This window comes from Cellulophaga sp. 3_MG-2023 (assembly GCF_030546975.1).
Lineage (GTDB): Bacteria > Bacteroidota > Bacteroidia > Flavobacteriales > Flavobacteriaceae > Cellulophaga.
On the sequence record NZ_JAUOPS010000008.1, the window covers coordinates 30288 to 57151 of the forward strand.

The 26864-nt window shown below is 33.6% G+C and carries 23 protein-coding genes; 11 read left to right on the plus strand and 12 right to left on the minus strand.

Features of this window, described 5'->3' with window-relative positions:
- Window positions 1-141: 141 nt before the first annotated feature.
- Window positions 142-1386 (minus strand): type IX secretion system plug protein domain-containing protein, encoded by a 1245-nt coding sequence (locus tag Q4487_RS15505; protein WP_303545529.1) that lies wholly within the window; start codon window positions 1384-1386, stop codon window positions 142-144.
- A 182-nt stretch (window positions 1387-1568) separates the two neighbouring features.
- Between Q4487_RS15505 and Q4487_RS15510 the strand changes: the two genes are divergently transcribed.
- The 10 genes from Q4487_RS15510 to Q4487_RS15555 all read left to right on the plus strand — a co-directional run bounded on the left by Q4487_RS15510 (window position 1569) and on the right by Q4487_RS15555 (window position 10252).
- Window positions 1569-2918, plus strand: coding sequence for a Na(+)-translocating NADH-quinone reductase subunit A (locus Q4487_RS15510; protein WP_303545526.1), 1350 nt, complete (start codon window positions 1569-1571; stop codon window positions 2916-2918).
- 3 nt (window positions 2919-2921) lie between these two features.
- Window positions 2922-4124, plus strand: coding sequence for an NADH:ubiquinone reductase (Na(+)-transporting) subunit B (locus Q4487_RS15515; protein ID WP_100895037.1), 1203 nt, complete (start codon window positions 2922-2924; stop codon window positions 4122-4124).
- 19 nt (window positions 4125-4143) lie between these two features.
- The gene (locus Q4487_RS15520; RefSeq protein ID WP_100895038.1) at window positions 4144-4893 is read left to right on the plus strand and encodes a Na(+)-translocating NADH-quinone reductase subunit C; all 750 of its coding nucleotides are present in this window, start codon (window positions 4144-4146) and stop codon (window positions 4891-4893) included.
- Window positions 4894-4896: 3 nt separating this feature from the next.
- Window positions 4897-5544 (plus strand): NADH:ubiquinone reductase (Na(+)-transporting) subunit D, encoded by a 648-nt coding sequence (locus Q4487_RS15525; RefSeq protein WP_013620212.1) that lies wholly within the window; start codon window positions 4897-4899, stop codon window positions 5542-5544.
- 27 nt (window positions 5545-5571) lie between these two features.
- Window positions 5572-6306: an NADH:ubiquinone reductase (Na(+)-transporting) subunit E gene (gene nqrE, locus Q4487_RS15530; protein ID WP_100895040.1), complete on the plus strand. Its 735-nt coding sequence runs from the start codon at window positions 5572-5574 to the stop codon at window positions 6304-6306.
- 2 nt (window positions 6307-6308) lie between these two features.
- Window positions 6309-7616 carry an NADH:ubiquinone reductase (Na(+)-transporting) subunit F gene (nqrF, locus tag Q4487_RS15535; RefSeq protein ID WP_100895041.1) on the plus strand — a complete coding sequence of 436 codons (1308 nt, stop codon included), beginning with the start codon at window positions 6309-6311 and terminating at the stop codon, window positions 7614-7616.
- A gap of 209 nt (window positions 7617-7825) precedes the next feature.
- Window positions 7826-8209, plus strand: coding sequence for an ankyrin repeat domain-containing protein (locus tag Q4487_RS15540; RefSeq protein WP_303545517.1), 384 nt, complete (start codon window positions 7826-7828; stop codon window positions 8207-8209).
- Between the two features lie 187 nt (window positions 8210-8396).
- Window positions 8397-8795: an ankyrin repeat domain-containing protein gene (locus Q4487_RS15545; RefSeq protein ID WP_100895043.1), complete on the plus strand. Its 399-nt coding sequence runs from the start codon at window positions 8397-8399 to the stop codon at window positions 8793-8795.
- A gap of 85 nt (window positions 8796-8880) precedes the next feature.
- On the plus strand, window positions 8881-9240 hold the full coding sequence (locus Q4487_RS15550; RefSeq protein WP_303545512.1) for a Na(+)-translocating NADH-quinone reductase subunit F: 360 nt from the start codon (window positions 8881-8883) through the stop codon (window positions 9238-9240).
- Window positions 9218-10252, plus strand: coding sequence for an FAD:protein FMN transferase (locus tag Q4487_RS15555; RefSeq protein ID WP_303545509.1), 1035 nt, complete (start codon window positions 9218-9220; stop codon window positions 10250-10252). Before Q4487_RS15550 ends, Q4487_RS15555 begins: the two co-directional genes overlap by 23 nt.
- A gap of 3 nt (window positions 10253-10255) precedes the next feature.
- On the opposite strand, the gene Q4487_RS15560 is transcribed toward Q4487_RS15555, so the two are convergent.
- The 4 genes from Q4487_RS15560 to gpmI form a co-directional block, all read right to left on the minus strand.
- Window positions 10256-11020 (minus strand): class I SAM-dependent methyltransferase, encoded by a 765-nt coding sequence (locus Q4487_RS15560; RefSeq protein ID WP_100895046.1) that lies wholly within the window; start codon window positions 11018-11020, stop codon window positions 10256-10258.
- Window positions 11021-11099: 79 nt separating this feature from the next.
- Window positions 11100-11891 (minus strand): DUF3667 domain-containing protein, encoded by a 792-nt coding sequence (locus Q4487_RS15565; RefSeq protein ID WP_303545505.1) that lies wholly within the window; start codon window positions 11889-11891, stop codon window positions 11100-11102.
- A gap of 22 nt (window positions 11892-11913) precedes the next feature.
- Window positions 11914-12720 carry a type I methionyl aminopeptidase gene (gene map / locus Q4487_RS15570; RefSeq protein WP_100895048.1) on the minus strand — a complete coding sequence of 269 codons (807 nt, stop codon included), beginning with the start codon at window positions 12718-12720 and terminating at the stop codon, window positions 11914-11916.
- 53 nt (window positions 12721-12773) lie between these two features.
- Entirely contained in the window at window positions 12774-14291 is a 1518-nt protein-coding gene (gene gpmI / locus Q4487_RS15575; RefSeq protein ID WP_303545501.1) for a 2,3-bisphosphoglycerate-independent phosphoglycerate mutase, read from the minus strand.
- A 239-nt stretch (window positions 14292-14530) separates the two neighbouring features.
- Here gpmI and Q4487_RS15580 point away from each other — a divergent pair, with 239 nt between their 5' ends.
- The gene (locus tag Q4487_RS15580) at window positions 14531-14956 is read left to right on the plus strand and encodes an ankyrin repeat domain-containing protein (protein WP_303545499.1); all 426 of its coding nucleotides are present in this window, start codon (window positions 14531-14533) and stop codon (window positions 14954-14956) included.
- Between the two features lie 105 nt (window positions 14957-15061).
- On the opposite strand, the gene Q4487_RS17070 is transcribed toward Q4487_RS15580, so the two are convergent.
- The 7 genes from Q4487_RS17070 to Q4487_RS15610 all read right to left on the minus strand — a co-directional run bounded on the left by Q4487_RS17070 (window position 15062) and on the right by Q4487_RS15610 (window position 26505).
- Complete coding sequence (locus Q4487_RS17070) at window positions 15062-15229, minus strand: DUF6747 family protein (protein WP_330400387.1); 168 nt, start codon at window positions 15227-15229, stop codon at window positions 15062-15064.
- Between the two features lie 122 nt (window positions 15230-15351).
- Window positions 15352-16122 carry a M48 family metalloprotease gene (locus tag Q4487_RS15585; RefSeq protein WP_303545496.1) on the minus strand — a complete coding sequence of 257 codons (771 nt, stop codon included), beginning with the start codon at window positions 16120-16122 and terminating at the stop codon, window positions 15352-15354.
- 44 nt (window positions 16123-16166) lie between these two features.
- A complete protein-coding gene (locus tag Q4487_RS15590) occupies window positions 16167-16913 on the minus strand; it encodes a M15 family metallopeptidase (protein ID WP_303545493.1) in 747 nt (248 codons plus the stop codon).
- Window positions 16914-16918: 5 nt separating this feature from the next.
- Window positions 16919-17374, minus strand: a complete 456-nt coding sequence (locus Q4487_RS15595; RefSeq protein WP_303545490.1) for a GNAT family N-acetyltransferase — start codon at window positions 17372-17374, stop codon at window positions 16919-16921.
- 30 nt (window positions 17375-17404) lie between these two features.
- Window positions 17405-18478 carry a gliding motility-associated C-terminal domain-containing protein gene (locus Q4487_RS15600; RefSeq protein ID WP_303545487.1) on the minus strand — a complete coding sequence of 358 codons (1074 nt, stop codon included), beginning with the start codon at window positions 18476-18478 and terminating at the stop codon, window positions 17405-17407.
- A gap of 83 nt (window positions 18479-18561) precedes the next feature.
- On the minus strand, window positions 18562-19488 hold the full coding sequence (locus tag Q4487_RS15605) for a hypothetical protein (protein WP_157811110.1): 927 nt from the start codon (window positions 19486-19488) through the stop codon (window positions 18562-18564).
- 231 nt (window positions 19489-19719) lie between these two features.
- The gene (locus tag Q4487_RS15610) at window positions 19720-26505 is read right to left on the minus strand and encodes a hypothetical protein (protein ID WP_303571902.1); all 6786 of its coding nucleotides are present in this window, start codon (window positions 26503-26505) and stop codon (window positions 19720-19722) included.
- Window positions 26506-26864: the final 359 nt, after the last annotated feature.

Genomic DNA, 26864 nt, shown 5'->3' on the forward strand with positions numbered 1-26864 from the left:
TATAAGCGTGACACATTAGCTACATACAAATATAAAAAGGAAAATTTAAACTAACTTAATAGTCATTCATATATTCGCTGAACGAACATTTTTTCGGTAAACCGTTAATTATGGCTGTTCATTGATCTGACTTTGGTTATTTTAGTTGGTAATGTTTCTAGAATTTCCATTTCCAACACCTATAACGCTATCATATTGATCTCCAAAATTTCTGTAATAAACCAAAACAAGATAGTTGTTTTCTGTAAAATGAAAATTGCCTCCAATTGCATTGTATTTTAATTCGTCTTTATCCGTCTTTAGTACGTATTTGTAATTGTAAAACCCTTGTTTTAGCATTATACTAGTTTCTAGGTATCCGGTATCTTCATTATATGTCATTTTGTTTTCATCTGTAATGGCGTAGTTGTTAAACTTACCAAAAACATAAACATCATTTAAGCCAATAACATCTGTATAAGGTAGTTTAAAGTGCACATTAGTGTACTCAGACTCTCTAGACGCGTCTTCTCCTTGTTGTGTTGTTACCACAAAATCACCATTAATATCTGGGTAATAGGTGTAGGGTTCATTGGCTCTTAGGATATCTGCATACATATAGTGGTTGTATAATTCTTTCATTTGTACTCTTGCAATTGCAGTGCTAGTAGCTCTTAAATCTTTAGTAGTAAAGTTTAAAAACTCATTACCTCCAAAAAAATTACTTTCCTTATCGTATTTGTATAAAAGTTCTTTACCAATAGTGTATTGTGGTTTTAAATTTGTTATTGCAGAGGGCCAATAGTAATTTTGTAAAATGGTTACTTTAACTTCGTTTTTAGGGTTGATAAGTTGAAAATTACCTGCGTTAATTGCAATCTGTACGGCCTGTTTTTGATTTAAAAACTCAAAGTCTCTTGTTCTTTTAATACTAACACCAACCAAAACAGCATCTTTATAAATAACAAAGCGTCTAGAGAACTGAAGCTCATTGTAATTGTTGTAAATTTCTAACATATAGTTGCCGCTTACCTTTAGGCTTAAATTATTGTTAGGTATTTGTAAACGATAGTTAGAGTATGCTTGTAGTGTATTATAACTGTTTTCGTAATTTGTAATTCTTAGGTTGTCAAATCCACTCAGGTACTGTGACTTAGAAAGGCTAGACGGTGTCCAGTCGTAATTATAATATGTAATTTTGTAATAGTAATCTTCTTCAGAGGCAGTTATATCATCAAACTCTAAAGTTAGTGGGTCGCCTAATTGTGCAACAGGAAATTGATCCTCAGTGGGACCTTTAAATATGATAGATTTTATGTTCTTAGGAGCATCTTTTTCAGTGGCATTTTGTCCAAAAATTGAAAAATAAGATAAAAGCAAAGAAAATAATAAAGTGTACTGTTTCATTTATGTTGTAATTGTATTACAAAGATAAGCAAAAGTTGTGCCTAAAAATTAAGAGCTAATAATCCAATATTATTTATTTAGAATTAATATAAATAAATACATCTTAACTGATTTTGCAAGGAAGTTTGCGGTTAAAACTTTAAATTCGCAGCAAATTTTGTTAACCTAAGGTCTGCAATAATATGTCTAAAGACATTCGAATAAAAAAAGGCTTAAATATCAACCTAGTCGGTGCCGCTGATCAAACTACTTCTAAAGCGGTTTTAAGCAATGTTTATGCAATAAATCTTAACGATTTTCACGGGATAATGCCAAAGATGTTGGTAAAAGAAGGAACAACTGTAAAAGCAGGTGAACCTATTTTTTACAACAAAGATGTAGAAGAAATGAAGTTTGTTTCTCCTGTATCTGGTGAGCTTGTTGAAATAGTAAGAGGAGCAAGAAGAAGAATATTAACGCTGAAAATACGCGCTAATAAAACTGGTGAAGTAGTAGAACACAGTATGCTAAACTTAGCAAGCGCATCTGCAGAAGACGTAAAGTCGCAGTTGTTATTGTCTGGTTGTTGGCCTTTTGTAAAACAAAGACCGTATGATGTTGTTGCAAATCCTAATGTAGCCCCTAAAGCTATATTTATATCAGGATACACAACAGCGCCATTAGCAGCCAATTTAGATTATGTGTTACAAGGCAAGGAAAAAGAATTGCAAGCAGCTGTTACAGCGTTGGCAACTTTAACAACTGGTCAAGTACACGTATCTGTAGGTAGTAGTAACTCTCCATTGTCTGGTTTGTCTGGTGTTACAGAACATAAGGTTGCTGGTCCACATCCTGCAGGTTTAGTTGGTACACAAATAAACAAGATAGATCCTATTAATAAAGGAGAAATGGTTTGGACTGTTAATGCACAAGATCTAGTTATTATAGGTGAGTTGTTGTTAACAGGTAAGTTTAACGCGCAAAGAACAATAGCACTAGCTGGTTCTGCTGTTAAAGCTCCAAAATATTACACAACTACTATTGGTGCAGAAATATCTACTTTCTTATATGCTAGCGGAGTTTCTATAGAAAACTTTAGGGTTATTAATGGTGATGTGTTAACAGGTTCTAAAACTAGCCCAGAAGGTTATTTAGGATTTTATAACAATACAGTAACTGTTATTCCTGAAGGAGATGATTATGAGTTATTTGGTTGGAATAAACCAGTTTTTAACAAAATATCGTCTACTAGAGCAATGACTTTCTCTTGGTTAAACCCTAAGAAAAAATACGATTTAAATACCAATACTAACGGAGAACATAGAGCATTTGTAGTAACTGGTGCTTATGAAAAAGTTTTTCCATTAGATATTTATCCAATGCAACTGCTAAAAGCTTGTATGATAAAGGATTTAGATGAAATGGAACAGCTTGGATTGTATGAGGTTGCGCCTGAAGATTTTGCTTTAACAGAGTTTATCTGTATATCTAAACAACCGCATCAGCAAATAATTAGAGAAGGGTTGGACTTATTACAAAAAGAAATAGGATAAAAGATGGGTCTTAAAAATACATTACACAATTTAAAGGAAAAGTATAAAGGCAAAAAAATGGCACCTGCATTTAATGCAATCCATACGTTTTTGTACTTGCCTAATGAAACTACGCACTCTGGGTCTCACGTAAGAGCAGCAGATGATTTAAAGCGTACAATGAATACGGTAATAATGGCATTGGTTCCAGTTTTAATATTTGGAATGTTTAATGCTGGTTACCAACATTATTCTGCAATTAATGGTTTTCCTGCAGATTTCTCTTTACTAAACGATTTCCTTACTTGGGATAACTTTTTAGTAGGTATTACAACAGTATTACCACTAGTAATTGTTTCTTATGTAATTGGTTTAGCAGTAGAATTTGTTTTTGCAGTTATAAAAGGGCATGAGGTAGAAGAAGGTTACTTGGTAACTGGTATGTTAGTGCCGTTAATTGTACCAATAGATACGCCATTATGGATGCTAGCAATTGCAGTTATTTTTGGTGTTGTAATAGGTAAAGAAGTTTTTGGTGGTACAGGGATGAATATCTTAAACCCAGCATTAACTATTAGAGCATTTTTGTTTTTTGCTTATCCTACTTGGATGAGTGGAGATAAAGTTTGGGTGCACGAGGCTGTTGAAAGAGCTGGTACTGCAGATGCAATTTCTGGAGAAACTATATTAGGACAGTTAGCTCAAAATACAGATGCATCATATTCAATTTCAGATATGTTCTTTGGTTTTATACCAGGTTCTGTTGGTGAAACCTCTACATTCTTAATTTTATTAGGTGGGTTGTTTTTAATTTTTACAAAAATAGCTAGCTGGAGAATTATGTTAAGTGCTGTAGTAGGTGCTTTAACAATGGGTTTAATTTTTAACGGAGTTGTTAGTGCAGATTGGATTAGCGAAGGAAGCAAATTTTACGGGTTAATGAGCTTTGAGTTTTGGCAACATTTACTTGTTGGTGGTTTAGCTTTTGGTATTGTTTATATGGCTACAGATCCTGTTACAGGTTCGCAAACAAATAAAGGTAAATGGTATTACGGTTTCTTTATTGGGTTTATCTCTGTTTTAATTAGAGTATTTAACCCTGCGTATCCAGAAGGTGTGTTCTTAGCAATATTATTAATGAACGTTTTTGCACCAACTATAGATCATTACGTAGTTCAAGGTAACGTTAAAAGACGTTTAAAAAGATCAAAAAAAGCTACAGCTTAACAGCGTAAAAAGAATAGATATGGCAATTAATACAGATAAAAATAGTTACACCGTCATTTTTGCAGCCATTATGGTTGTGGTTGTGGGTTCTATCTTAGCATTTACTGCATCTAGTTTAAGTGGTAAAATTAAGATGAATGAGAAGTTCGAGAAGCAACAGAACATCTTGTATGCAATGGGTGTAGATGAAAATGTAGACGAAGGAAGTATAAACTTTATATCTACTGATAAAGTAGAAGTTGAGTTTAAAAAATATATTAAAGAGCAATTGGTTATAGTAGACGGTAAGGCTACTCCAAATGATGAAGCTTATTTGATAGATTTAAAAAAGCAAGAGACAGCAGCTAAAAACGGTGAACCAAGAAAATTACCTTTATTTATTGGAGAAAAAGATGGTGTAAAATCTTATATTATACCAATGAGAGGTAAAGGTCTTTGGGATGCTATTTGGGGCTTTGTTGCTGTAGGCGATGATTTAAAAGTACAAGGTGTATTTTTTGATCATAAAGGAGAAACACCTGGTCTAGGAGCAAATATTAAGCAACGTTATTTTATGGATGATTTTAAAGGAGAGTCTATTTTAAACAACGGTGCATTTGTTGGTATAAGTGTTGCAAAAGGTAACAATGACCCAATAAATAAAAGAAAAGATGATAATAAAGTTGATGCTTTAGCAGGTGCAACCATTACAGGTAATGGTGTAACGGCTATGATTAAAGAAAGCGTAAAACTTTATCAGGGATATTTAGAAACTATAGCTAAAAAATAAGAAATGGGATTACTTTCTAAAAAAGATGCAAATCTAATATTAGATCCATTAGCAGATAACAACCCAATTACTATACAGGTATTAGGTATATGTTCTGCATTGGCAATTACAGCAGAGTTAAAGGCGTCAATAGTAATGGCGGTTTCAGTAATGTTTGTATTAGGAATAGGTAACGTTGTTATCTCTTTAATGAGAAATATTATACCTTCTAAAATTAGAATTATTGTGCAATTGGTAGTAGTAGCTGCCTTAGTAATTATAGTAGATCAAGTGCTTAAGGCATTTGCATATGAACTTAGTAAAACTCTTTCTGTATTTGTTGGGTTAATTATTACAAACTGTATTATCATGGGACGTTTTGAGGCCTTTGCATTAGCAAACGGACCTTGGAGGTCTTTCCTAGATGGTATTGGTAACTCTTTTGGTTACGGTTTAATATTAATCATTGTTGGTTTCTTTAGAGAGCTTTTAGGTTCTGGTACTTTATTAGGATTTAAAGTATTAGGAGATCCTATAGAAAAAACAGGATTGTATGCTATAGGATATGAGAACAACGGATTTATGTTATTGTCTCCAATGGCATTAATAGTAGTTGGTATTATTATCTGGGTACAACGCTCAAGAAATAAAGCATTAATAGAAGAAAACTAGAATTAGTTATATAAAAAATACAATGTTATGTTAGAACATGTAGAATTATTTTTTAAATCCATATTTATAGATAATATGGTATTTGCTACCTTTTTAGGAATGTGTTCCTATTTGGCAGTATCTAAAAAAGTATCCACAGCCGTTGGTCTTGGTGCTGCAGTAATATTTGTACTTGCAGTAACTGTACCTATGAACTGGTTGTTAGATCAGTACTTATTAAGAGATGGAGCTTTAGCTTGGTTAGGGCCAGAGTATGCAGATTATAACTTAAGCTTTTTATCATTTATACTATTTATTGCAACTATTGCAACTATGGTACAATTGGTAGAGATAGTAGTAGAAAAGTTTTCGCCATCATTATATAACTCTTTAGGTATATTTTTACCTTTAATTGCTGTAAACTGTGCCATTTTAGGTGGTTCTTTATTTATGCAATCTAGAGATATACAAACGTTAGGTTTGGCTTTTAACTATGGTGTAAGTTCTGGTATAGGTTGGTTTTTAGCAATTTTAGCAATTGCTGCTATTCGTGAAAAAATTAGATATTCTAATGTTCCTGCTCCATTAAGAGGTTTGGGTATTACGTTTATCATCACAGGTCTTATGGCTATTGGTTTTATGAGCTTTGGTGGTATGTTAACTGGTGGTGATGATGCTCCTAAAAAAGAAGTAAAAGAAACTGCACAGAAAGCACAAGACAAGGAAGTTAAAAATGAAATTGATGAAAATTCGGTTTCTTACAATAACGCTTTAAATAAATAAGAATGATTTTAGCTACAAGCACAATAGGTACAGTTGTAATTACAGTAATTGCTTTTATGGTATTATTGTTATTATTAGTTGCTCTTTTACTTTTTACAAAAGAAAAATTATCTCCTTCTGGTCCTGTTACTATTACTATTAACGGAGAAAAAAAGGTTGAAGTAGGATCTGGAAGTTCTTTGCTTACAACATTAGGTAATCAAAAAATATTTTTGCCATCTGCATGTGGTGGTGGTGGTACTTGTATCCAATGTGAGTGTCACGTTTTATCTGGTGGTGGAGATGCTTTACCAACAGAAACACCTCACTTCTCTAAAAAAGAACTAAACCACGGTGCGCGTTTAGCTTGCCAGGTTAAGGTAAAACAGGATATGGAAATTACCATTCCTGAAGAAGTATTTGGTATAAAAAAATGGGATGCTACGGTTGTACGTAACTATAATGTTGCATCTTTTATTAAAGAATTTGTAGTTGAGATTCCAGAGGATATGGGCTACAAAGCAGGTGGTTACATTCAGATAGAAATTCCTGAATGTGAAATTAAATATGCTGATATAGATATTACAGCTCACCCAGAAGAGCATGAAACTCCAGATAAGTTTCAGGCAGAATGGGATAAATTTAATTTGTGGCCATTAACAATGAAGAACGATGAAACTGTAGAAAGAGCTTATTCTATGGCTTCTTTCCCTGCAGAAGGTCGTGAAATTATGTTAAACGTTCGTATTGCTACGCCGCCATGGGATAGAGCTAAAAACGGATGGATGGATGTGAACCCTGGTGTTGCATCATCATACATATTTGCGCAAAAACCAGGAGATAAAGTTGTTATCTCAGGACCTTACGGTGAATTCTTTATTAATGAATCTGAATCTGAAATGCTTTACGTAGGTGGTGGAGCAGGTATGGCGCCAATGCGTTCTCACTTATATCACCTATTCAAAACATTAAAAACTGGTAGAAAAGTTACTTACTGGTATGGTGGACGTTCTAAACGTGAGTTATTTTACTTAGAGCACTTCTACGAGTTAGAAAGAGAATTCCCTAACTTTAAGTTTTACTTAGCTCTTTCTGAGCCTTTACCAGAAGATAACTGGAAAGTAAAAGAGAATATAGATGCACCAGGTGATGGTTTTGTTGGATTTATTCACAATTGTGTAATAGATAATTACTTAAATCACCACGAGTCTCCAGAAGATATAGAATTGTATTTCTGTGGACCTCCATTGATGAACAAAGCTGTTCAAAAAATGGGAGAAGATTTTGGTATTCCAGATGAGCACATTAGATTTGATGACTTTGGTGGATAAGCCAATAAGCAATATAATAGTAAAGCCGATACATTTTGTATCGGCTTTTTTTATGTGCTTTTTTTAATATGTATTTTCAATTAAGTGCTTACTTTTTCACCGTTCGGTTCTTGTAATCTACCGTTTATCATAAAACTATTTTTTTTACTGCATAGCCGTTATACTTTTACAGTGTAATCAAAAAATAATAATCATTTAAATCATCAATCATGAAAAAATCAATCATCGCATGTAGTCTTTTATTAAGTGTAGTAGCAACTTCTGTAGCATCAGAAAAGAAACCACTTCCATTAAAAAAAATAGAAGTAACAACAATTAAAAATGTATCGCCATTAAGTATTGCAGTTGCAAAAGGAGACTATGATACAACTGCTAGTTTTTTAGAATACGGGGCAGATAGCAACCAAAAATCTGTTGGTTCTGGTATGACGCCAATAATGTATGCAGCAAGGTATAACAATGTTAAACTGTTAAAATTGTTAATTAGTAAAGGTGCCGATGCTACAGTAACATCTAAAATAGGATACACAGCTTTAGGGTATGCAAAATTATCTAATGCTACGGAAGCAGTAGCTTTTTTAAAGTCTTTATAGTCAATGCTAACAACTTGTTTGTAGAACGTTAAGAAGCTTTTAAGCAACACCTAATCATTGTTAAATAAAAGTTATAATGAAAATTTTCTGAAACAAAATAAAAAAACCATCGTCTATATAAATGTAGTGTCTAAACAACATTGCTTAAATCAAAAAAAGAATCATCACATCAAAAAAAACAATTATCATGAAAAAATCAATTATCGCATTCGGAATCGTATTTAGTTTAGTTGCAACAAGTTTATCTGCAAGTAATGGTCCAGACAAGCCATTATTAAAGAGAGATTTGAAAATTGAAAAAACAACTATTAAAGGTTTAACTCCTTTGAGTATAGCTGTTGTTAAAGGTAATATTGATATGACTCAAAAATTCTTAGAGTTTGGATCAGATATTAACAAAAAGTCAGGTACAATGGGTATGACTCCTTTAATGTACGCTGCAAGATATAATAAAGTAGAATTTATGAAGCTATTAGTGGCTAATGGAGCAGACGTTAAAGCAAAATCTAAAATAGGAGCTACAGCATTAAAATATGCAAAAGCTGCAAATGCAGACGCTGCAGTACAATATTTAAAAAGCTTATAGGGCTTAGAACTTCTTATTTAATTTAGTTAGAAAGAGATTGCTTCTTTATTGGGGCAGTCTCTTTTTTTTGTTCTAATTTTGTAATATGGGAAAACCATTAACAGAGCAAGAACTACATAACTTGGCAATGAATATTGTTGGCAAGCATTTAGAAGCTAATGGGTACGAGTTTATGGGTATTAATAGTAAGCCAAAGCGTAACCCGCAATTTGTGTGTTTAAAAGATAAGGTATTACATTTTATTGTTGTTAGGGCTATTGCACATCCGCTTAACCCTAATGCTTATGATATCCCCTTTATGGATAAAATGAAAGAGCATGCAGAAAAAATGGAGGCTACAGCATATTATGCAGGCGTTAGGCTAACTAATGCTGCCGACCCAAACTTACCAGTGTATTTAAACGAGGAATATATAGTAGATTATGATGGACTTATTAAAATATAAATTACACCTTGGCGTGTTGTTGTTTGTTGTTGTAACAATGGCTTCTTGTAAAGATAGCAATGTTGTTAAAACTGTGGAAAACCGTAATAATGGTCCTGCCTTAGGTACATCATACAGTATTATTTATTTTTCAAATAAAAAAATAGACTATAAAGAAGAAATAGATTCTGTTTTTAAAGTGATTAATAAATCTATGTCTACTTATATGTCTTCGTCAGATATTTCTAAAATTAATAAAGGAGACTCTACTTTGCAGGTAGATCATATGTTTAAAGATGTTTTTAATTTGTCTAAAGAGATAAACATAAAAACAGATGGGTATTTTGACCCTACAGTTGGAACTTTGGTTAATGCTTGGGGTTTTGGTCCTGGAGAACAAATAAAATTAGATAGTTCTAAAGTAGATAGTTTGTTAGAGTATGTAGGTTTTAATAAAGTAGAATTAACAAATAAGGGGACTATTAATAAAACTAATTCTAATATATTCTTTGATTTTAATGCCATTGCAAAAGGGTATTCTATAGATAGGCTTGCAGTAATGTTAGAGAAAAAAGGTATTACAGATTATTTAATTGAAGTTGGTGGAGAAATTTATGCTAAAGGTGAAAATTTAAGCAAGCATAAAAAATGGGTTGTAGGTATTAACGACCCGCAGATTGAAGATAGGAGTCAATACAGAGCGGCAGTAGAATTGCAAAATGTAGCTATGGCATCTTCTGGTAATTACAGACATTTTAGAGTAGACCCAGTTACAAAAGAAAAATACGTACATACCTTAAACCCTAAAACGGGTTACACAAAAAATGCTAAAGTACTAGGCGCAACAATAATAACTACTAATTGTGCTAAAGCAGATGGTTATGCAACGTCTTTTATGGCGATGGATTTAGAAGATTCTAAAAAAATTATAGAAAACGACAGTACTTTAGAAGCTTATATTATTTATTTGGATGATAAAGGAGAAACTAAAGATTATATTACAGAGGGGTTTAGGAAGTTAATTTTAAAGTAGTAATTACTTTTTAACTACAGGGATAATTTCACCTTTAGCTAAACAGTATTTTGTTACTTCTTGTGGAGATAAAGTTACAGTGTAATCTACTTCATCAACAGTAAAACCAATTTGTCTTAATTTATTAAAATAATCTCTTCCATATATACGAACATGGTCATACTGGCCAAAGATACGAGCACGCTCTTTACGGTCTGTAATAGTATCATCTTCAAAAGTGGATTCTCTATCTAAGTCTTGTGGTATCTGAAAAATTCCCCATCCGCCAGGTTTTAAAATTCTGTACATTTCTTGCATAGCTTTAGTGTCATCTGGTATGTGTTCTAAAACATGATTACAAAAAATTACATCATAGGTGTTGTCTTTAAAAGGTAAGTTGCAAATATCTGCTTTTACATCTGCTAGCGGAGATTCTAAATCTGTAGTAGTATATTCTAAATTCTTCATTTTTCTAAAACGCTTATAAAACGCTTGTTCGGGAGCAAAATGTAGAACTTTAAGCTCAGCAGAGAAAAAATCTGTTTCGTTCTGTAAATAAAGCCAAAGCAATCTGTGGCGTTCTAATGATAGAGTAGAAGGAGATAATACATTGTCTCTTTGCTTTTCATAGCCATAAGGTAAAAACTTTTTAAAGCCTTTGCTGTCTATAGGGTCTACGTATGTGTTACCGCGCATAAAAAAAGTTAGTATAGGACGCGACACATAACTTAGTTTTATTAATAATGGTCTAGGTATAGTGTTTAAAATGGTCTTAAAAAGCTTTTTCATAAATGTATTTAGGTACTAAATGCTTGCTGCATATTTGTGTAGCAACTATTAAAACGTAAATATACTTTAAAAGTATGTTTTAGCTAGTTTTTATTGCTAATGCGTATAAAATACCAACGCCAATACTTAAAATCATTAAAATAATAAAGGCAAGTATAATATAACCCACGTATCTAAAAAAAGCATATAGTGTTTGTTTAAAAGTAAGTTGGTATAATTTTATAAAAACATATAATGCATAAATTGCAGATATAAGAATAAATGCACTTGAAATTATTTCTTTTGAAAGCCCTATAAGATTAAATAAAAAAAGTTGTAGAACAATAAGTGTATAGCCTAAATTTGCCTGTATATATGCGTTAAAAACTAAGTGCTCTGAGTAATTATGGTCTCTTTTTCTAAAAGTTAAATACGTAAGTAAGCTATAAGCAGGAATGCTAGATATTATAATTAGATTATAATAATTGGTATAAAACTGATAAATTAAATTGATGCTTTCTAATGCTTCTTTTGGAGCTTTAGGGTTGGCATCGCCAATGCCATATTTAAAACCATTAGTAAAGTCTACTACTTCAGTGCTAGGGAAAATTTTATTTATAATTAAGGCTATGGTTGCGTAAACTACTAAATATGAAAATGGCTGAAAATATTTTTTACGGGCACCATTTATGTATGCTTCTAAAACCTCTTTAGGTTTTGTAAATAAGTTAAATAAGGTTTTCCAGAAGTTATTGTCCCAACTAAAAAAAGGCCCAATGAACTCTCGCCATGCGCCTTTTAATGATATTCTGTCTAAAACTATTTTTGCTCCACAATTAGAGCAGTATTTATGTGTTTCTGTAATGCCTGTATTGCACGTTTTGCAATTCATAAAATAAGATGTGTTTAGGTTTTTATTTTACCCTAAACTCATCCTCTTCATTACTCTTTATTCCTAGGGCTTCATAAATATAATCAAAAGTAGATAATAATTGTGGTTTACCATTTACAATTGCTACGTCATGCTCAAAATGTGCGCTTGGTTTGTTGTCTAAAGTTGTAATTGTCCATCCATCACTATGCTGTACAATTTTTCTTGTACCTTGGTTAATCATAGGCTCTATAGCAACCACCATACCTTCAACAAATTTTTTACCTCTACCACGTTTACCGTAGTTTGGCATTTCTGGCCCTTCGTGCATTTTTTTACCCAATCCATGACCAACTAGTTCACGAACAACTCCGTAACCTTCTGCTTCGCAAAATTGTTGTATTGCAAAACCAACATCGCCAACTCTATTGCCAGCTTTAAACTCTTTTATACCTACGTATAAAGATTGCTTAGTAATGTCTAGTAATTTTTTAGTTTCCGCATCTACTTCACCAACCTCAAAAGTATAAGCATGGTCACCGTAATAACCGTTTTTTAATACACCACAATCTACAGATATTATTTCTCCGTTTTTTAATGGTTTATTATTAGGTATGCCGTGTACAACCTGTTGGTTGGGACTCATACATAGTGTGTTAGGAAAATCATACAATCCTAAAAAACCAGGGATACCACCATTATCTCTTATAAATTCTTCTGCAATTTTATCTAACTGCAAAGTAGTTACACCAGGCTTAATTTCTTTAGCAATTAGGCCTAGTGTTTTAGAAACCATTAATGCACTTTCGCGCATTATTTCTATTTCTTCAGGTGTTTTAATTTTTACCATAGTTTGCAAAGGTAAAACAATCTTATAAAAACAGTATTATAACGTTAAAAATCTTAAACTAAAGATTTTTGTGTCATTAACTCTGGTTGTTCTACTCCTATTAATTTTAAAATTGTAGGTGCTATATCTCCTAAAACACCGTCGTTTATTTGTTTTAATTCTTTGTCTACTAAAATTAGTGGTACAGGATTGGTTGTGTGTGCAGTGTTAGGACTACCATCTGGGTTTACCATAGTTTCACAGTTACCATGATCTGCTATTACAATTGTAGTATAATCATTTTTTAAACCAGCAGTAATTACAGCTTCTGCACAACTATCTACTGTTTCACAAGCTTTTATTGCGGCTTGCATATCGCCAGTATGACCTACCATATCTGGATTAGCAAAATTTAGGCAAACAAAATCTGCTTCTCCTTTTTCTAACTCAGGAATAATAGCGTCTCTAATATCAAAAGCACTCATTTCTGGCTGTAAGTCATAGGTAGCAACTTTTGGAGACGGACATAAAATACGTTGTTCCCCATCAAAAGGGACTTCTCTGCCGCCATTAAAGAAAAACGTTACGTGTGGATATTTCTCTGTTTCAGCAATACGAATTTGTTTTTTATTAGCTTTAGATAATACCTCACCTAATGTTTCTTCAATATTTGCTTTATCATAAATAACATGTACATTTTTATAGGCTTCGTTATAATTTGTCATTGTAACATAATATAACTTTAGTGGGTGAGTGTTGTACTCGTGAAACATTTCCTGACTTAGCATTTCTGTTAGTTCTCTACCACGGTCAGTTCTAAAGTTAAAAAAGATGACAACATCATCTTCTTGTATTTTTGTAGTTGGTACACCGTTTTCATCAGTAACAACAATAGGTTTTACAAATTCATCTGTAATATCATTGTCATAACTATCTTGTATGGCTTGTTCTACATTATTAGTTTTTGTACCAGCATTGTTAACTAATAAATCATATGCTAGTTTAACGCGTTCCCAACGTTTATCACGATCCATTGCATAGTAACGGCCAATTACACTAGCTAATTTTGTGTTTTTATCTTCACAAAAAGTAGTAATATCATGAATATAACTTTTACCACTTTTAGGATCTACGTCTCTACCATCTGTAAAAGCGTGTATATACGATTTTTGTACACCATAACTTTCTGCAGCACTAATAAGACCTTTTAAGTGTGTGGTATGTGAGTGTACACCACCATTACTAAGTAAACCTAAAAAGTGTACAGCTTTGTTATTTTCTTTAGCATATTTAAAAGCATCTGTAATTACTTTTTCATCTTTAAGAGTATTCTCTTTAACTGCTAAATTAATTTTTGCTAAATCTTGATAAACAATACGGCCAGCACCCAAATTCATATGTCCAACTTCGCTGTTTCCCATTTGTCCTTCTGGTAATCCAACATTCATTCCGTCGGTTAACAAATTAGCGTTTGCGTATTTTGTATACAACCCATCTATAAATGGAGTATTTGCATTTTCTATGGCCGAGATTTTAGGATCTGGAGATTTTCCCCATCCATCTAAAATCATTAAAATAACTTTTTTGTTCATCGTATAAATTTTTGCTACTCAAAAATAGCACCAATTATTAAGTTTTACAGTTATCTAAGTGTCTTTTTTAAATTTTTCAGAAAGTCTTAACTATTCGTTTTTACTAAAACGATATCGTATATAAAAATGGTTGTTAAAATTATGTTATAATCAATTTTTACTGAAACATATGTGGCTAGAGGTCGTCTATTAATATATCAATACAATTCATCACAATCATCAAAAAAAGAACAATCATCATGAAAAAAACAATTTTAGTTGTAGCAGCTACTTTTTTAGTAGCAACAAGTGTAGTAAAAGCAAATGTTAATTTAGAAGAAGAAAATTACATTGAAAAGGTAGCTAATTCAGAGGTAGTAAATACTTTTTGTATGGCAATTTTAAAGGGCGATGTAGAAACAGTACGTAAACTTATAGAGTTTGGCGAAGATGTAAATAAAAAATCTAATGGTATGACGCCCGCAATATTTGCAGCGCGATATAACAAAGTAGAAATTTTGGAAATACTAATAGCTAATGGAGCGGATCTTAGAATTAAGTGTGATAAAGGGCGTAGTGTAATGTTGCACGCAGAGTTGTCTAACGCAAAAGAAGCTATGGCTTTTTTAGAAAAAATAGCTAAAGAAAAAAAGTTAGCAAGAAAAAATAAGAGAAAAAGAAAGTAGAGTTCATCCAGCAATCATCAACCAAAAAATTCCTTTGAAAAAATCAAAGGGATTTTTTTATTTTGTAATACGTTGAAATTGTTACCTAGTTAAAGGTGTAATTATTTAGAATCTAAAACCAGTAAATGCTCTATATAAAAATGCATAAACAGTTATAGATATTAGCGCAAAGCAAAAGAATGAGTATGCTTTTAATAACACAACGGCTAGTATTGGTCTGCAATTGTGAAATGCGCTTAAATAAATTTTCTTGTATTCTATTAGCCTTCCCATATAGTCCTCTTTTTTTTGAATTAATATTCACAAAGCTATAATGGTTAAAAACAATAAGTTAGGTTTGGGTATTTACAAAATTAAATAAAAATAACGAGATAAAAATGCATTTCATCGAATAGTTATTTTTGATTTCTATATTTTTCTATAGCTTCTTTAATCTTTTCTATTCTGTTTTCTGGGTCTGGATGTGTACTCTGGAACTCTGGCTGTCTGTTTGGACCTGCAGCAGCCTTTAATATTTTCATAACCGCTATCATTTCTTCAGGGTTGTAACCAGCTTGCATCATAAATAATACACCAAGTTCATCACTTTCTAATTCATCTCCACGACCATTAGTTAGTAGTGTTTTTTGCCCAATACCATTTACAACTCCACCCATATCTGCACCAACAGATGCTCCAGTAGATAAAGTTTGCCAAAAATTACTATCTGCAATACGTTCAGCAGAGTGTCTACCAATAACATGTCCAATTTCGTGACCTAAAACACCTGCTAGTTGTGCCTCTGTAAGTTTAGAAAATAGGGCATAGGTAATAAATATTTGTCCGCCAGGTAGTGCAAAAGCGTTTATAGTATTTTCGTCTGCTAATAAATGAAATTCGTATTTATAAGGGGTTTCTTTAGCAATACTGTTTTGTACCAGCTTGTTACCAACAGCGTCTACAAAATTTTGTAATTTTTGGTCAGGGTATAAACCTCCGTGCTGCTGCGCCATTTGTGGTGCACTTTGTAAGCCAATTGCAATTTCTTGATTGGCATCCATATTAATATTTTGTACTCTTCCTGTGTATGGGTTTTCTTCTTTATTGCTGCAACGTTGTATATATGCAAAAGCAACAATAGCAAGTCCAATAAGTATTCTTATTTTCCAGTTACCACCTCTTCTCATTATAGTTTATTCTTGGTTAGTTAAAAACCAAGATACAAAAAGAGTTACAAAAGTTCAGGATTAATATCTAAAATATTATTTACAATATAAGATTTTAAAAAGCCAGCAGTAAAATGCTCACCACCTAAAAGTTGTTGATCTTTTACTAATCTCATAATATTTTTACCTCTAAATTGTTCTAGCATAGGTTTAGAAATAGGGGCGTAGCTATAATGCCAAGGTTCATATTTAAACCCTCTACGTTTTTTATCGTTAGTATATACTAAGTAAAAGCCAAAGTCGTTCGCATTTTCGTCCATCCATTTTTTAAGATCTTCAAATGGTCCGCCTGCTTCAAACTTTTTAGGAACCAAAACATCTCCGCTTGTTTTTTGATAGCCATCTATAATATCTATGTCTGTTCCCCAATGGTGTCTACTAGTACCTGGAATTGTAGAGTATTCTATAATTTTATCTATTGCATTTAGCGGTTTTAGATTTTGGTCTTCTGTATATTTTAAATATTTACGTTCCCAAATACCTTCTTGTCTGTAATAATCTCTATAGCTAGATACTATTTTTAAATCAATACCTGCGCTGTAAGCAGCTACTTTCATTTTTTTAAACGAGTCGTGAGCTTCTTTTCTAAGGTTAATGCCTTTGCCATACAAATCTATATCTGCTTGGCCCATTAATTCTTCAATGGAATAGATAACCTCTTTCTCTTGCTCTTGAGCAAAAATAAGATGTGGGGCCGTTAGTGCTGCAGCACCTATAATTCCACTTTTTAGAATAAATGATCTTCTTTGCATAACTCTTAATTTAATTTTTTAAACATAACTATATGTGGTCCTACTTTATCTATGTCAAAAATGCTGCCATCTTTTGTGTAACCGCATTTTGTATAAAAAGGAATTGCACTTTCTCTTGCGTTCATCCACAATAATAAAACGCCTTTTTCTTTTAAAATTGTTTCTGCGTAGGTAATAATTTTTTTACCAACTCCTTTTCCTTGTTGCTCGTCACTAATTGCCATTCCTCTTAATTGGTAGGCACTGGCATCTAAAATGGTACTATTTTGCGCTTGTAATAAAGTTGCAACTCCCACGATACCAGAATTAAGGTAAGCACCAATATGAAGAGTAGTTTCTAAATCATCTCCAGTAAACTTACAAGAAGATATAGGTCTGTTAGCTCTTAAAATAGGTTGCCTAACGGAGTATGTTTCTTTTGCAGAAATTAATTTTAAGCAAATCTTATTTTCAGTGATCATAAAATTATAAATGTGCCACAAAAATACATATTATTGATTTTGATATCCTAAATAAATATATCCTTGATGAACAACATTTACATCTCTTAAACTTAATACATAAAAATATACTCCATCTGGTAAAGCATTAGCAGCTTTTACAACACCACTTACATTGGCATTACCTCCAAAAGTATTATCGTAACTATTTTTATCATATACAATTCTTCCCCATCTGCTATAAATTTTTAGATTATTGTTTTTAGGAGAAAGAGCAACTTCTTCAAAATATAGATAATCATTTACACCATCATTATTAGGAGAAATAAAGTAATTGTCAAAATTAGTAGTTTCAATACTTAAGCTAGAGCCAAAAGTTATAATATCGTAATTATTAGGAACAAATGTGTTAGACGTTATAGATCCGGAGTTAAAATCTCCAGATATTTCTGTGTTACCTAAGTTTTCCCATATGTTTAGTGCTTTATTCCATCCCACAATGCGTAAATCATCAATAGAGTCTACAAAGTCTTCAATATTACTGTCCGTATCCCAGGTTAGTGTAATTTTAGAATTAGTATTTGCTTCTAGGTGCCAAAATTCATAAGTGCTTATGGCAGTTAAAATATCTGCAAAATTATTAGTATCAAAGGTTTTTGAAAATGTAGAAGGGGAGTTTGGGTCTTCATAAAAATAAGCACTTTTTGCAGTATTGTTAATTGTTTCAGAATCTATATAAAGAGACCTAATTTTGTTTACATCACCTATAGGAAACATAAAGTTGTTTTTGTTTGCAATGGCAGCGTAGCCATCTACTTTTGTTAAGTTGGCATCTCCATTATAAAATGCATAATTGGTAAAATCTAAATTTACATCTGTTGCTGTTCTAGGAGTAACAACATCACCTAAAATAAAATTATTGTTGTTCGTAATGCCAACAGCTACATTTAAAAATAAATCGTTGGTAACAATAATTTCCATATCATTAAAAATAGGTTTAAAGGCACCAGATATTGTTCTGGTATCGTTACCATAAAAACCTGCTAAACCTTCATTTTGGTCAAAATTACCATCGTTAACTAAGTCAATATGAAACCCCATTTGGCCATTATTAAATATTTTCATATTTCCAATATTTTGTGCCACGTTTTGTGATACAACTATGCTAGAAATGCAAAAAGCGATATAGAAAAGTATATGTTTCATTGTTATTGTATTTGTTGCCAATCGGTTCCATCACTTTGTAACCAAATTGTTTTTTGACTAATTATTAAGCTTACGTTTAAGCCTAATAAACTTTTGTAAGTACTTATGTTTGCTGTTACTCCAACACCAAAAAGTATTGGGTTTTTAATAATATAAATTCTGCCTTTACAAGTATTTGCAGCTGGTAATGTTATGTTATGAGCACCTCCCAATATTATTGTATGGTGAGTATCGTCTAACGTTAAGTCTCCTGTTGTAACGTCTATTGCTGTTGATACGGAACCTTTAACGTCTAAAGTTGAGTTAGCATCTGCTCCTGAGTAAGCTGAATCTTCAGGTAAATCAAAACCAACACCTAGGCGTTCACTTATTAGTACTTGAGTTTTTGTTGTAGTGTATCTATCCAATCTTAAAGCTTCATTATTGCCAACAGTAAAACTAAGTTCATTTGCGTTTGTTGAATACATACCTGTGTCGGTATCGTTAGTAAATCTGTATGCAGGTTCTCCTTCATTTCCATTACTATTTAAAAAACCTGCGCTTCTAATAGCCCCACTTACTTGCATTTTGTTATCGGGTGTGTTTGTTCCAATTCCTAGTCTGTTGTTAGTACTGTTCCAAAATATTTGATTATTATCTTCCTCTAGTGCTCCTGAGCTATTAGCAAATAAAATAGAGCCAGGGGTATATGTTGCTGGCAATAAATCTGTGATATCTGGAATTTTTTCCCAGAGACTTGCATTGTATAGGTATATTCTTTTTTCGGTTGTATTGTATAAAATAGAACCTTCTAATGATCCTGTTATTGCATTCATTTCTGTGGTTGTGGCCGATGTAAGCCCAAGTAATAGGTTTGCGTCTATTTGTGAATAAGATGCTATTATTGGGGCAAAAAGCATAAAATATAAAATTAGTTTTCTCATCTTCATTAAATTATTGGTTTGTACTATATAATTGTTTTATTATTTTTTAAGTTGATTAGAAATAAAATATAAGTTGCTAGCTGGGTTTATGTTTGTTCGTTTTTCTAGCGTATATAGTTTTTGTTTAATTTGAAGAATTACTTGGGGGGACTAAAAAGTAACTCGATTTTTGATTTTTTCTATAAATTGATAGTTTTAAGGGTTAAAATTTATTTTAATATTTAGGTTGATAGTTTCTTACAAATCAAGAATTACAAACATAAATTCTGAGTCAAATCTTGCTCTGTCTGTACCTCCATTATCATTGTCACCAACAATAACATCAAATCCTGTAGAGGTTTGATTGCTGTATGAAATTCCTGGATCGTCATTACCAGCACCATTTCTTCCTGGCTGGCTTAACTGAATAATGTAGTTTGCGTCAGAAACAGTACCTGCTGGTAGGTTTACACGGTAATGTCCAACTCCAAGTTGCTTTACAACAGTAACACCGGTAGTTCCTTTTATTACAACACCAAGAGCATTAACTTTTCCAAGAGCCTTAACCATACTACTATAAAAAGCACCACCATCTGTACCTGCTTTAACGTCATTTCCAGTATCGGCAGAAATCACATCTGCTGTTTGTGTAACAACACTTTCATTAACATAACTAATTACTCCTGTAGAATTATCTTGAGTTAAAGACGTCACTGTTCCGCCAACTATTCCGCTAATTTGAGTGTCAACATATGTCTTTACTGCATTCTGAGTAGGAAATAAGGTAGTAGAGGGAGTTGTATCTCCTAAATCAGTTGCATCAGATTTATTTGCACTATCTTCTTTTAAAGCGATTGCTGTGTTTGCTGCTGCTTCGTTATTATCAACATCAGTTTGTACAGCTGCAATAGCAGTATTTGCTGCAGTTTCGTTAGCATCCACATCGTTTTGTACGTTAGTTATAGCTGTATTCGCAGCAGTTATATTTGTTGCATTAGTTGCAATATTAGTTTGTAAAGCGGCATCATCATAAAAAGCACCACCATCAGCACCCGCAGTCACATCATTATCAGCATCAGTACTTACGATAACTTGAGTAGAACCTGCTACTTGGTTATCTACATAAGTTTTTACTGCATTTTGAGTCGGGAACAGATCATCAGAAGTTCCTAATGTTACTACGTCAGATTTATTTGCACTATTTTCTTTTAAAGCGATAGCTGTGTTCGCTGCAGCTTCATTTGCATCAACATCGTTTTGAACGTTTGTTATAGCTGTATTGGTAGCAGTTATGTTTGTTGCATTAGTTGCTATGCTAGTTTGTAGAGCAGCATCATCATAAAAAGCACCACCATCAGCACCCGCAGTCACATTATTATCAGCATCAGTACTTACGATAACTTGAGCAGAACCTGCTACTTGGTTGTCTACATAAGTTTTTACAGCATTCTGAGTCGGGAACAAATCATCAGAAGTTCCTAATGTTACTGCGTCAGATTTATTAGCGCTATCTTCTTTGTCATTTTGTAAAGCAGTGATAGAAGTATTCGCTGCAGTTTCGTTAGCATCAACATCAGCTTGAATAGCATTTTCTGCATTAGTAGCTCTTGTAGTTTCAGCAGTAATATTTGATGCATTAGTTGTAATGCTAGTTTGTAAAGCGGCATCGTCATAAAAAGCACCACCATCAGCACCTGCAGTCACATCATTATCAGCATCAGTACTCACAATTACTTGAGCAGAACCTGCTACTTGATTGTCTACATAAGTTTTTACAGCATTCTGAGTAGGGAACAAATCATTAGAAGTTCCTAATGTTACTACGTCAGATTTGTTTGCACTATTTTCTTTGTCATTTTGCAAAGCAGTGATTGCTGTGTTTGCAGCCGCTTCGTTATTATCAACATCAGTTTGTACTGCTGCAATAGCAGTATTTGCTGCAGTTTCGTTAGCATCCACATCGTTTTGAACGTTTGTTATAGCTGTATTCGCAGCAGTTATATTTGTTGCATTAGTTACAATGCTAGTTTGTAAAGCAGCATCATCATAAAAAGCACCACCATCAGCACCCGCAGTTACATCATTATCAGCATCAGTACTTACTATTACTTGAGCAGAACCTGCTACTTGATTATCTACGTATGTTTTTACAGCATTTTGAGTAGGGAACAAATCATTAGAAGTTCCTAATGTTACTACGTCAGATTTGTTTGCACTATTTTCTTTGTCATTTTGCAAAGCAGTGATTGCTGTGTTTGCAGCCGCTTCGTTATTATCAACATCAGTTTGTACTGCTGCGATAGCAGTATTTGCTGCAGTTTCGTTAGCATCAACATCGTTTTGAACGTCTGTTATAGCTGTATTCGCAGCAGTTATGTTTGTTGCGTTAGTTGCAATGTTAGTTTGTAAAGCAGCATCGTCATAAAAAGCACCACCATCAGCACCCGCAGTCACATCGTTATCAGCATCAGTACTTACTATTACTTGAGCAGAACCCGCTACTTGGTTATCTACATAAGTTTTTACAGCATTCTGAGTCGGGAACAAGTCATCTGAAGTTCCCAATGTTACTGCATCAGATTTGTTAGCGCTATCTTCTTTATCATTTTGTAAAGTTGTGATTGCAGTGTTTGCAGCCGCTTCATTGTTGTTAACATCAGTTTGTACTGCTGCGATAGCAGTATTTGCTGCAGTTTCATTCGCATCCACATCGTTTTGAACGTCTGTTATAGCTGTATTCGCAGCAGTTATGTTTGTTGTATTAGTTGCAATGCTAGTTTGTAAAGCGGCATCGTCATAAAAAGCACCACCATCAGCACCTGCAGTCACATTATTATCAGCATCTGTACTCACAATAACTTGAGCAGAACCAGCTACTTGATTATCGACATAAGTTTTTACTGCATTCTGAGTCGGGAACAAATCATCTGAAGTTCCTAGAGTTACTACATCAGATTTGTTAGCACTATCTTCTTTTAAAGCGATTGCTGTGTTTGCAGCTGATTCATTGTTGTTAACGTCAGTTTGTACTGCTGCAATAGCAGTATTTGCTGCAGTTTCATTTGCATCAACATCGTTTTGAACGTCTGTTATAGCTGTATTCGCAGCAGTTATATTTGTTGCATTAGTTGCAATGCTAGTTTGTAGAGCAGCATCATCATAAAAAGCACCACCATCAGCACCCGCAGTTACATCGTTATCAGCATCAGTACTTACTATTACTTGAGCAGAACCTGCTACTTGGTTATCTACATAAGTTTTTACTGCATTTTGAGTCGGGAACAGATCATCAGAAGTTCCTAATGTTACTACATCGGATTTGTTGGCACTATTTTCTTTGTCATTTTGTAAAGCTGTGATTGCTGTATTTGCTGCAGTTTCATTCGCATCTACATCAGCTTGAATAGCATTTTCTTCATTAGTAGCCCTTGTAGTTTCAGCAGTTATGTTTGTTGCATTAGTTGCAATGTTCGTTTGTAAAGTAGCATCATCATAAAACGCACCACCATCAGCACCTGCAGTCACATCATTATCAGCATCAGTACTAACAATAACTTGGTTAGAACCTGCTACTTGGTTGTCTACATAAGTTTTTACAGCATTCTGAGTCGGGAACAAATCATCAGAAGTTCCTAATGTTACTGCGTCAGATTTATTAGCGCTATCTTCTTTGTCATTTTGTAAAGCAGTGATAGAAGTATTCGCTGCAGTTTCATTCGCATCTACATCAGCTTGAATAGCATTTTCTGCATTAGTAGCCCTTGTAGTTTCAGCAGTTATATTTGTTGCATTAGTTGCAATGCTAGTTTGTAGAGCAGCATCATCATAAAAAGCACCACCATCAGCACCTGCAGTCACATCATTATCAGCATCAGTGCTCACAATAATTTGAGTAGAACCTGCTACTTGGTTATCTACATAAGTTTTTACAGCGTTTTGAGTCGGGAACAAATCATCAGAAGTTCCTAATGTTACTACGTCAGATTTGTTTGCACTATTTTCTTTGTTATTTTGTAAAGCAGTGATTGCTGTGTTCGCTGTAGTTATGGCAGCATCCGCATCAGCTTCATTGTTGTCAACATCAGTTTGTACTGCTGCAATAGCAGTATTTGCTGCGGTTTCGTTAGCATCAACATCGTTTTGAACGTTTGTTATAGCTGTATTCGCAGCAGTTATATTTGTTGCATTAGTTGCAATGCTAGTTTGTAAAGCAGCATCGTCATAAAACGCACCACCATCAGCACCCGCAGTCACATCATTATCAGCATCAGTACTCACAATTACTTGAGCAGAACCTGCTACTTGGTTATCTACATAAGTTTTTACAGCGTTTTGAGTCGGGAACAAATCATCAGAAGTTCCTAATGTTACTACGTCAGATTTGTTTGCACTATTTTCTTTTAGAGCGATTGCTGTGTTTGCAGCCGCTTCGTTATTATCAACATCAGTTTGTACTGCTGCAATAGCAGTATTTGCTGCAGTTTCATTCGCATCAACATCGTTTTGAACGTTTGTTATAGCTGTATTCGCAGCAGTTATATTTGTTGCATTAGTTGCAATGCTAGTTTGTAAAGCAGCATCATCATAAAAAGCACCACCATCAGCACCCGCAGTTACATCGTTATCAGCATCAGTACTTACTATTACTTGAGCAGAACCTGCTACTTGATTATCTACGTATGTTTTTACAGCATTTTGAGTAGGGAACAAATCATTAGAAGTTCCTAATGTTACTACGTCAGATTTGTTTGCACTATTTTCTTTGTCATTTTGTAAAGCAGTGATTGCTGCGCTTGCAGCCGCCTCATTGTTGTCAACATCAGTTTGTACCGCTGCGATAGCAGTATTCGCTGCAGTTTCATTCACATCGATATCAGCTTGAATAGCATTTTCTGCATTAGTAGCCCTTGTAGTTTCAGCAGTAATATTTGATGCATTAGTTGCAATGCTAGTTTGTAGAGCAGCATCATCATAAAAGGCGCCACCATCAGCACCTGCAGTCACATCGTTATCAGCATCAGTACTCACAATTACTTGAGCAGAAGCTGCTACTTGGTTATCTACATATGTTTTTACTGCATTCTGAGTCGGGAACAAATCATCAGAAGTTCCTAATGTTACTACGTCAGATTTGTTAGCGCTATCTTCTTTGTCATTTTGTAAAGCTGTGATTGCAGAATTCGCTGAGGTTATGGCAGCATCCGCATCAGCTTCATTGTTGTCAACATCAGTTTGTACTGCTGCAATAGCAGTATTTGCTGCAGTTTCGTTCGCATCAACATCGTTTTGAACGTTTGTTATAGCTGTATTCGCAGCAGTTATATTTGTTGCATTAGTTGCAATGTTAGTTTGTAAAGCCGCATCGTCATAAAAAGCACCACCATCAGCACCCGCGGTTACATCGTTATCAGCATCAGTACTTACTATTACTTGAGTAGAACCTGCTACTTGATTATCTACGTATGTTTTTACAGCATTCTGAGTAGGGAACAGATCATTTGAAGTTCCCAATGTTACAACATCAGATTTATTAGCGCTATCTTCTTTGTCATTTTGTAAAGCAGTGATTGCTGTGTTAGCAGCCGCTTCATTATTGTCAACATCAGTTTGTACCGCTGCAATAGCAGTATTTGCTGCAGTTTCGTTCGCATCAACATCGTTTTGAACGTTTGTTATAGCAGTATTAGCAGCAGTAATATTTGATGCATTAGTTGCAATACTAGTTTGTAAAGCCGCATCATCATAAAAAGCACCACCATCAGTACCAGCAGTTACATCATTATCAGCATCAGTACTCACAATAACTTGTGCAGAACCTGCTACTTGGTTATCTACATATGTTTTTACAGCATTCTGAGTCGGGAACAAATCATCTGAAGTTCCTAATGTTACTACATCAGATTTGTTTGCACTATCTTCTTTTAGAGTGATAGCTGTGTTTGCAGCCGCTTCGTTATTATCAACATCAGTTTGTACCGCTGCAATAGCAGTATTTGCTGCAGTTTCATTTGCATCAACATCGTCTTGAACGTTTGTTATAGCTGTATTAGCTGTTGTTATGTTTGATGCATTAGTTGCAATGTTAGTTTGTAAAGCAGCATCGTCATAAAAAGCACCACCATCAGCACCTGCAGTCACATTATTATCAGCATCAGTACTTACTATTACTTGAGCAGAACCTGCTACTTGGTTATCTACATAAGTTTTTACGGCATTTTGAGTCGGGAACAAATCATCAGAAGTTCCTAGAGTTACTGCGTCAGATTTGTTAGCGCTATCTTCTTTGTCATTTTGTAAAGCAGTGATTGCTGTGCTTGCAGCTGCTTCGTTATTATCAACATCAGTTTGTACAGCATTAATTGCAGCAGTAGTAGTTGTATTATTTGTTGTTAACTCTGCTTCAGTAACAAACGTAGCGTCTAAATCTTGAGATAAGGTTCCGTCTGCATCTGTAATTTCTAAAGCAGTACCGTTTAAACTAAAGTCAGTATTTAATTCGTTTGTATCATCCGCATCCGCATCATTAACATTTATAGTAACAGAACCGCCGTTTTCTAAAGTTAAACTACCAGGATTGCCATCTGTAGTTAGATTTTGATTATCTGTACCATCAAAATTAATGGAAGTTCCACCACCATTTACAAAGCTAAATGTACCATCTCCGTTGTCTGATAGCTGCGCTTTTGTAATAACAACAGTAATATTGTTTTCGTTTATGTATGAAAACGTACCGTCATTATTATCAAAAATAACGGTGTTAGTTTGGTTAAAAGAACTTGTGTTGCATAAAGATTGCCACAAAATACCATTGTATTGAAACATACAACCTTCATCTGTGTTATACACCATAGCGCCAGTTAGGGGAGTAATGGCATTCATTTGAGTATTTGTAACTCTAGTTAAAATTAACACCTTATCTGTACTTTCTAACTCTAAAATAGAAGCAGAATCTATTGTGTTTATATCATTACCTATTTTTACTTGCCCAAAAGAGTATTGAGCCATAGCAAAAAAACTGATTAATAATAATTTGTTGATTTTCATTTGTTTATATATGGGTTAGCATTTGTAAATTAATAAATTAATGGAAAATTGTAGAAATTATGTTGTATAACATAGTTTATTGTATGTGTTACGACTTTTTTGTAGGCTTTATGTGCTTATGTAAGTCTGTAAAGCCTTTGTTTTAAGTAGTTTTAGTGTTTGTCTATTATAAAAATACAAAAATAAGATTTGAATTTACGTATTCAATTAAAAGTAAATTCTTACAATTGTGTTAAGGCTAAAAATAACCATTGTTATTCTACTACTTTATTTGCTGCTTAAAACCAATTTATAGCATAAAAAAAGCAGGCTAAAAAGCCTGCTTTTATATAAAATAATGATGATTTGTTAACTTACAT

What these genes read in the sequence shown, in the direction of transcription:
- Q4487_RS15505 (WP_303545529.1), bottom strand. Translation starts at nt 1,386, where the DNA reads ATGAAACAGTACACTTTATTATTTTCTTTGCTTTTATCTTATTTTTCA.
- Q4487_RS15510 (WP_303545526.1), top strand. Translation starts at nt 1,569, where the DNA reads ATGTCTAAAGACATTCGAATAAAAAAAGGCTTAAATATCAACCTAGTC.
- Q4487_RS15515 (WP_100895037.1), top strand. Translation starts at nt 2,922, where the DNA reads ATGGGTCTTAAAAATACATTACACAATTTAAAGGAAAAGTATAAAGGC.
- Q4487_RS15520 (WP_100895038.1), top strand. Translation starts at nt 4,144, where the DNA reads ATGGCAATTAATACAGATAAAAATAGTTACACCGTCATTTTTGCAGCC.
- Q4487_RS15525 (WP_013620212.1), top strand. Translation starts at nt 4,897, where the DNA reads ATGGGATTACTTTCTAAAAAAGATGCAAATCTAATATTAGATCCATTA.
- nqrE (WP_100895040.1), top strand. Translation starts at nt 5,572, where the DNA reads ATGTTAGAACATGTAGAATTATTTTTTAAATCCATATTTATAGATAAT.
- nqrF (WP_100895041.1), top strand. Translation starts at nt 6,309, where the DNA reads ATGATTTTAGCTACAAGCACAATAGGTACAGTTGTAATTACAGTAATT.
- Q4487_RS15540 (WP_303545517.1), top strand. Translation starts at nt 7,826, where the DNA reads ATGAAAAAATCAATCATCGCATGTAGTCTTTTATTAAGTGTAGTAGCA.
- Q4487_RS15545 (WP_100895043.1), top strand. Translation starts at nt 8,397, where the DNA reads ATGAAAAAATCAATTATCGCATTCGGAATCGTATTTAGTTTAGTTGCA.
- Q4487_RS15550 (WP_303545512.1), top strand. Translation starts at nt 8,881, where the DNA reads ATGGGAAAACCATTAACAGAGCAAGAACTACATAACTTGGCAATGAAT.
- Q4487_RS15555 (WP_303545509.1), top strand. Translation starts at nt 9,218, where the DNA reads ATGATGGACTTATTAAAATATAAATTACACCTTGGCGTGTTGTTGTTT.
- Q4487_RS15560 (WP_100895046.1), bottom strand. Translation starts at nt 11,020, where the DNA reads ATGAAAAAGCTTTTTAAGACCATTTTAAACACTATACCTAGACCATTA.
- Q4487_RS15565 (WP_303545505.1), bottom strand. Translation starts at nt 11,891, where the DNA reads ATGAATTGCAAAACGTGCAATACAGGCATTACAGAAACACATAAATAC.
- map (WP_100895048.1), bottom strand. Translation starts at nt 12,720, where the DNA reads ATGGTAAAAATTAAAACACCTGAAGAAATAGAAATAATGCGCGAAAGT.
- gpmI (WP_303545501.1), bottom strand. Translation starts at nt 14,291, where the DNA reads ATGAACAAAAAAGTTATTTTAATGATTTTAGATGGATGGGGAAAATCT.
- Q4487_RS15580 (WP_303545499.1), top strand. Translation starts at nt 14,531, where the DNA reads ATGAAAAAAACAATTTTAGTTGTAGCAGCTACTTTTTTAGTAGCAACA.
- Q4487_RS17070 (WP_330400387.1), bottom strand. Translation starts at nt 15,229, where the DNA reads ATGGGAAGGCTAATAGAATACAAGAAAATTTATTTAAGCGCATTTCAC.
- Q4487_RS15585 (WP_303545496.1), bottom strand. Translation starts at nt 16,122, where the DNA reads ATGAGAAGAGGTGGTAACTGGAAAATAAGAATACTTATTGGACTTGCT.
- Q4487_RS15590 (WP_303545493.1), bottom strand. Translation starts at nt 16,913, where the DNA reads ATGCAAAGAAGATCATTTATTCTAAAAAGTGGAATTATAGGTGCTGCA.
- Q4487_RS15595 (WP_303545490.1), bottom strand. Translation starts at nt 17,374, where the DNA reads ATGATCACTGAAAATAAGATTTGCTTAAAATTAATTTCTGCAAAAGAA.
- Q4487_RS15600 (WP_303545487.1), bottom strand. Translation starts at nt 18,478, where the DNA reads ATGAAAATATTTAATAATGGCCAAATGGGGTTTCATATTGACTTAGTT.
- Q4487_RS15605 (WP_157811110.1), bottom strand. Translation starts at nt 19,488, where the DNA reads ATGAAGATGAGAAAACTAATTTTATATTTTATGCTTTTTGCCCCAATA.
- Q4487_RS15610 (WP_303571902.1), bottom strand. Translation starts at nt 26,505, where the DNA reads ATGAAAATCAACAAATTATTATTAATCAGTTTTTTTGCTATGGCTCAA.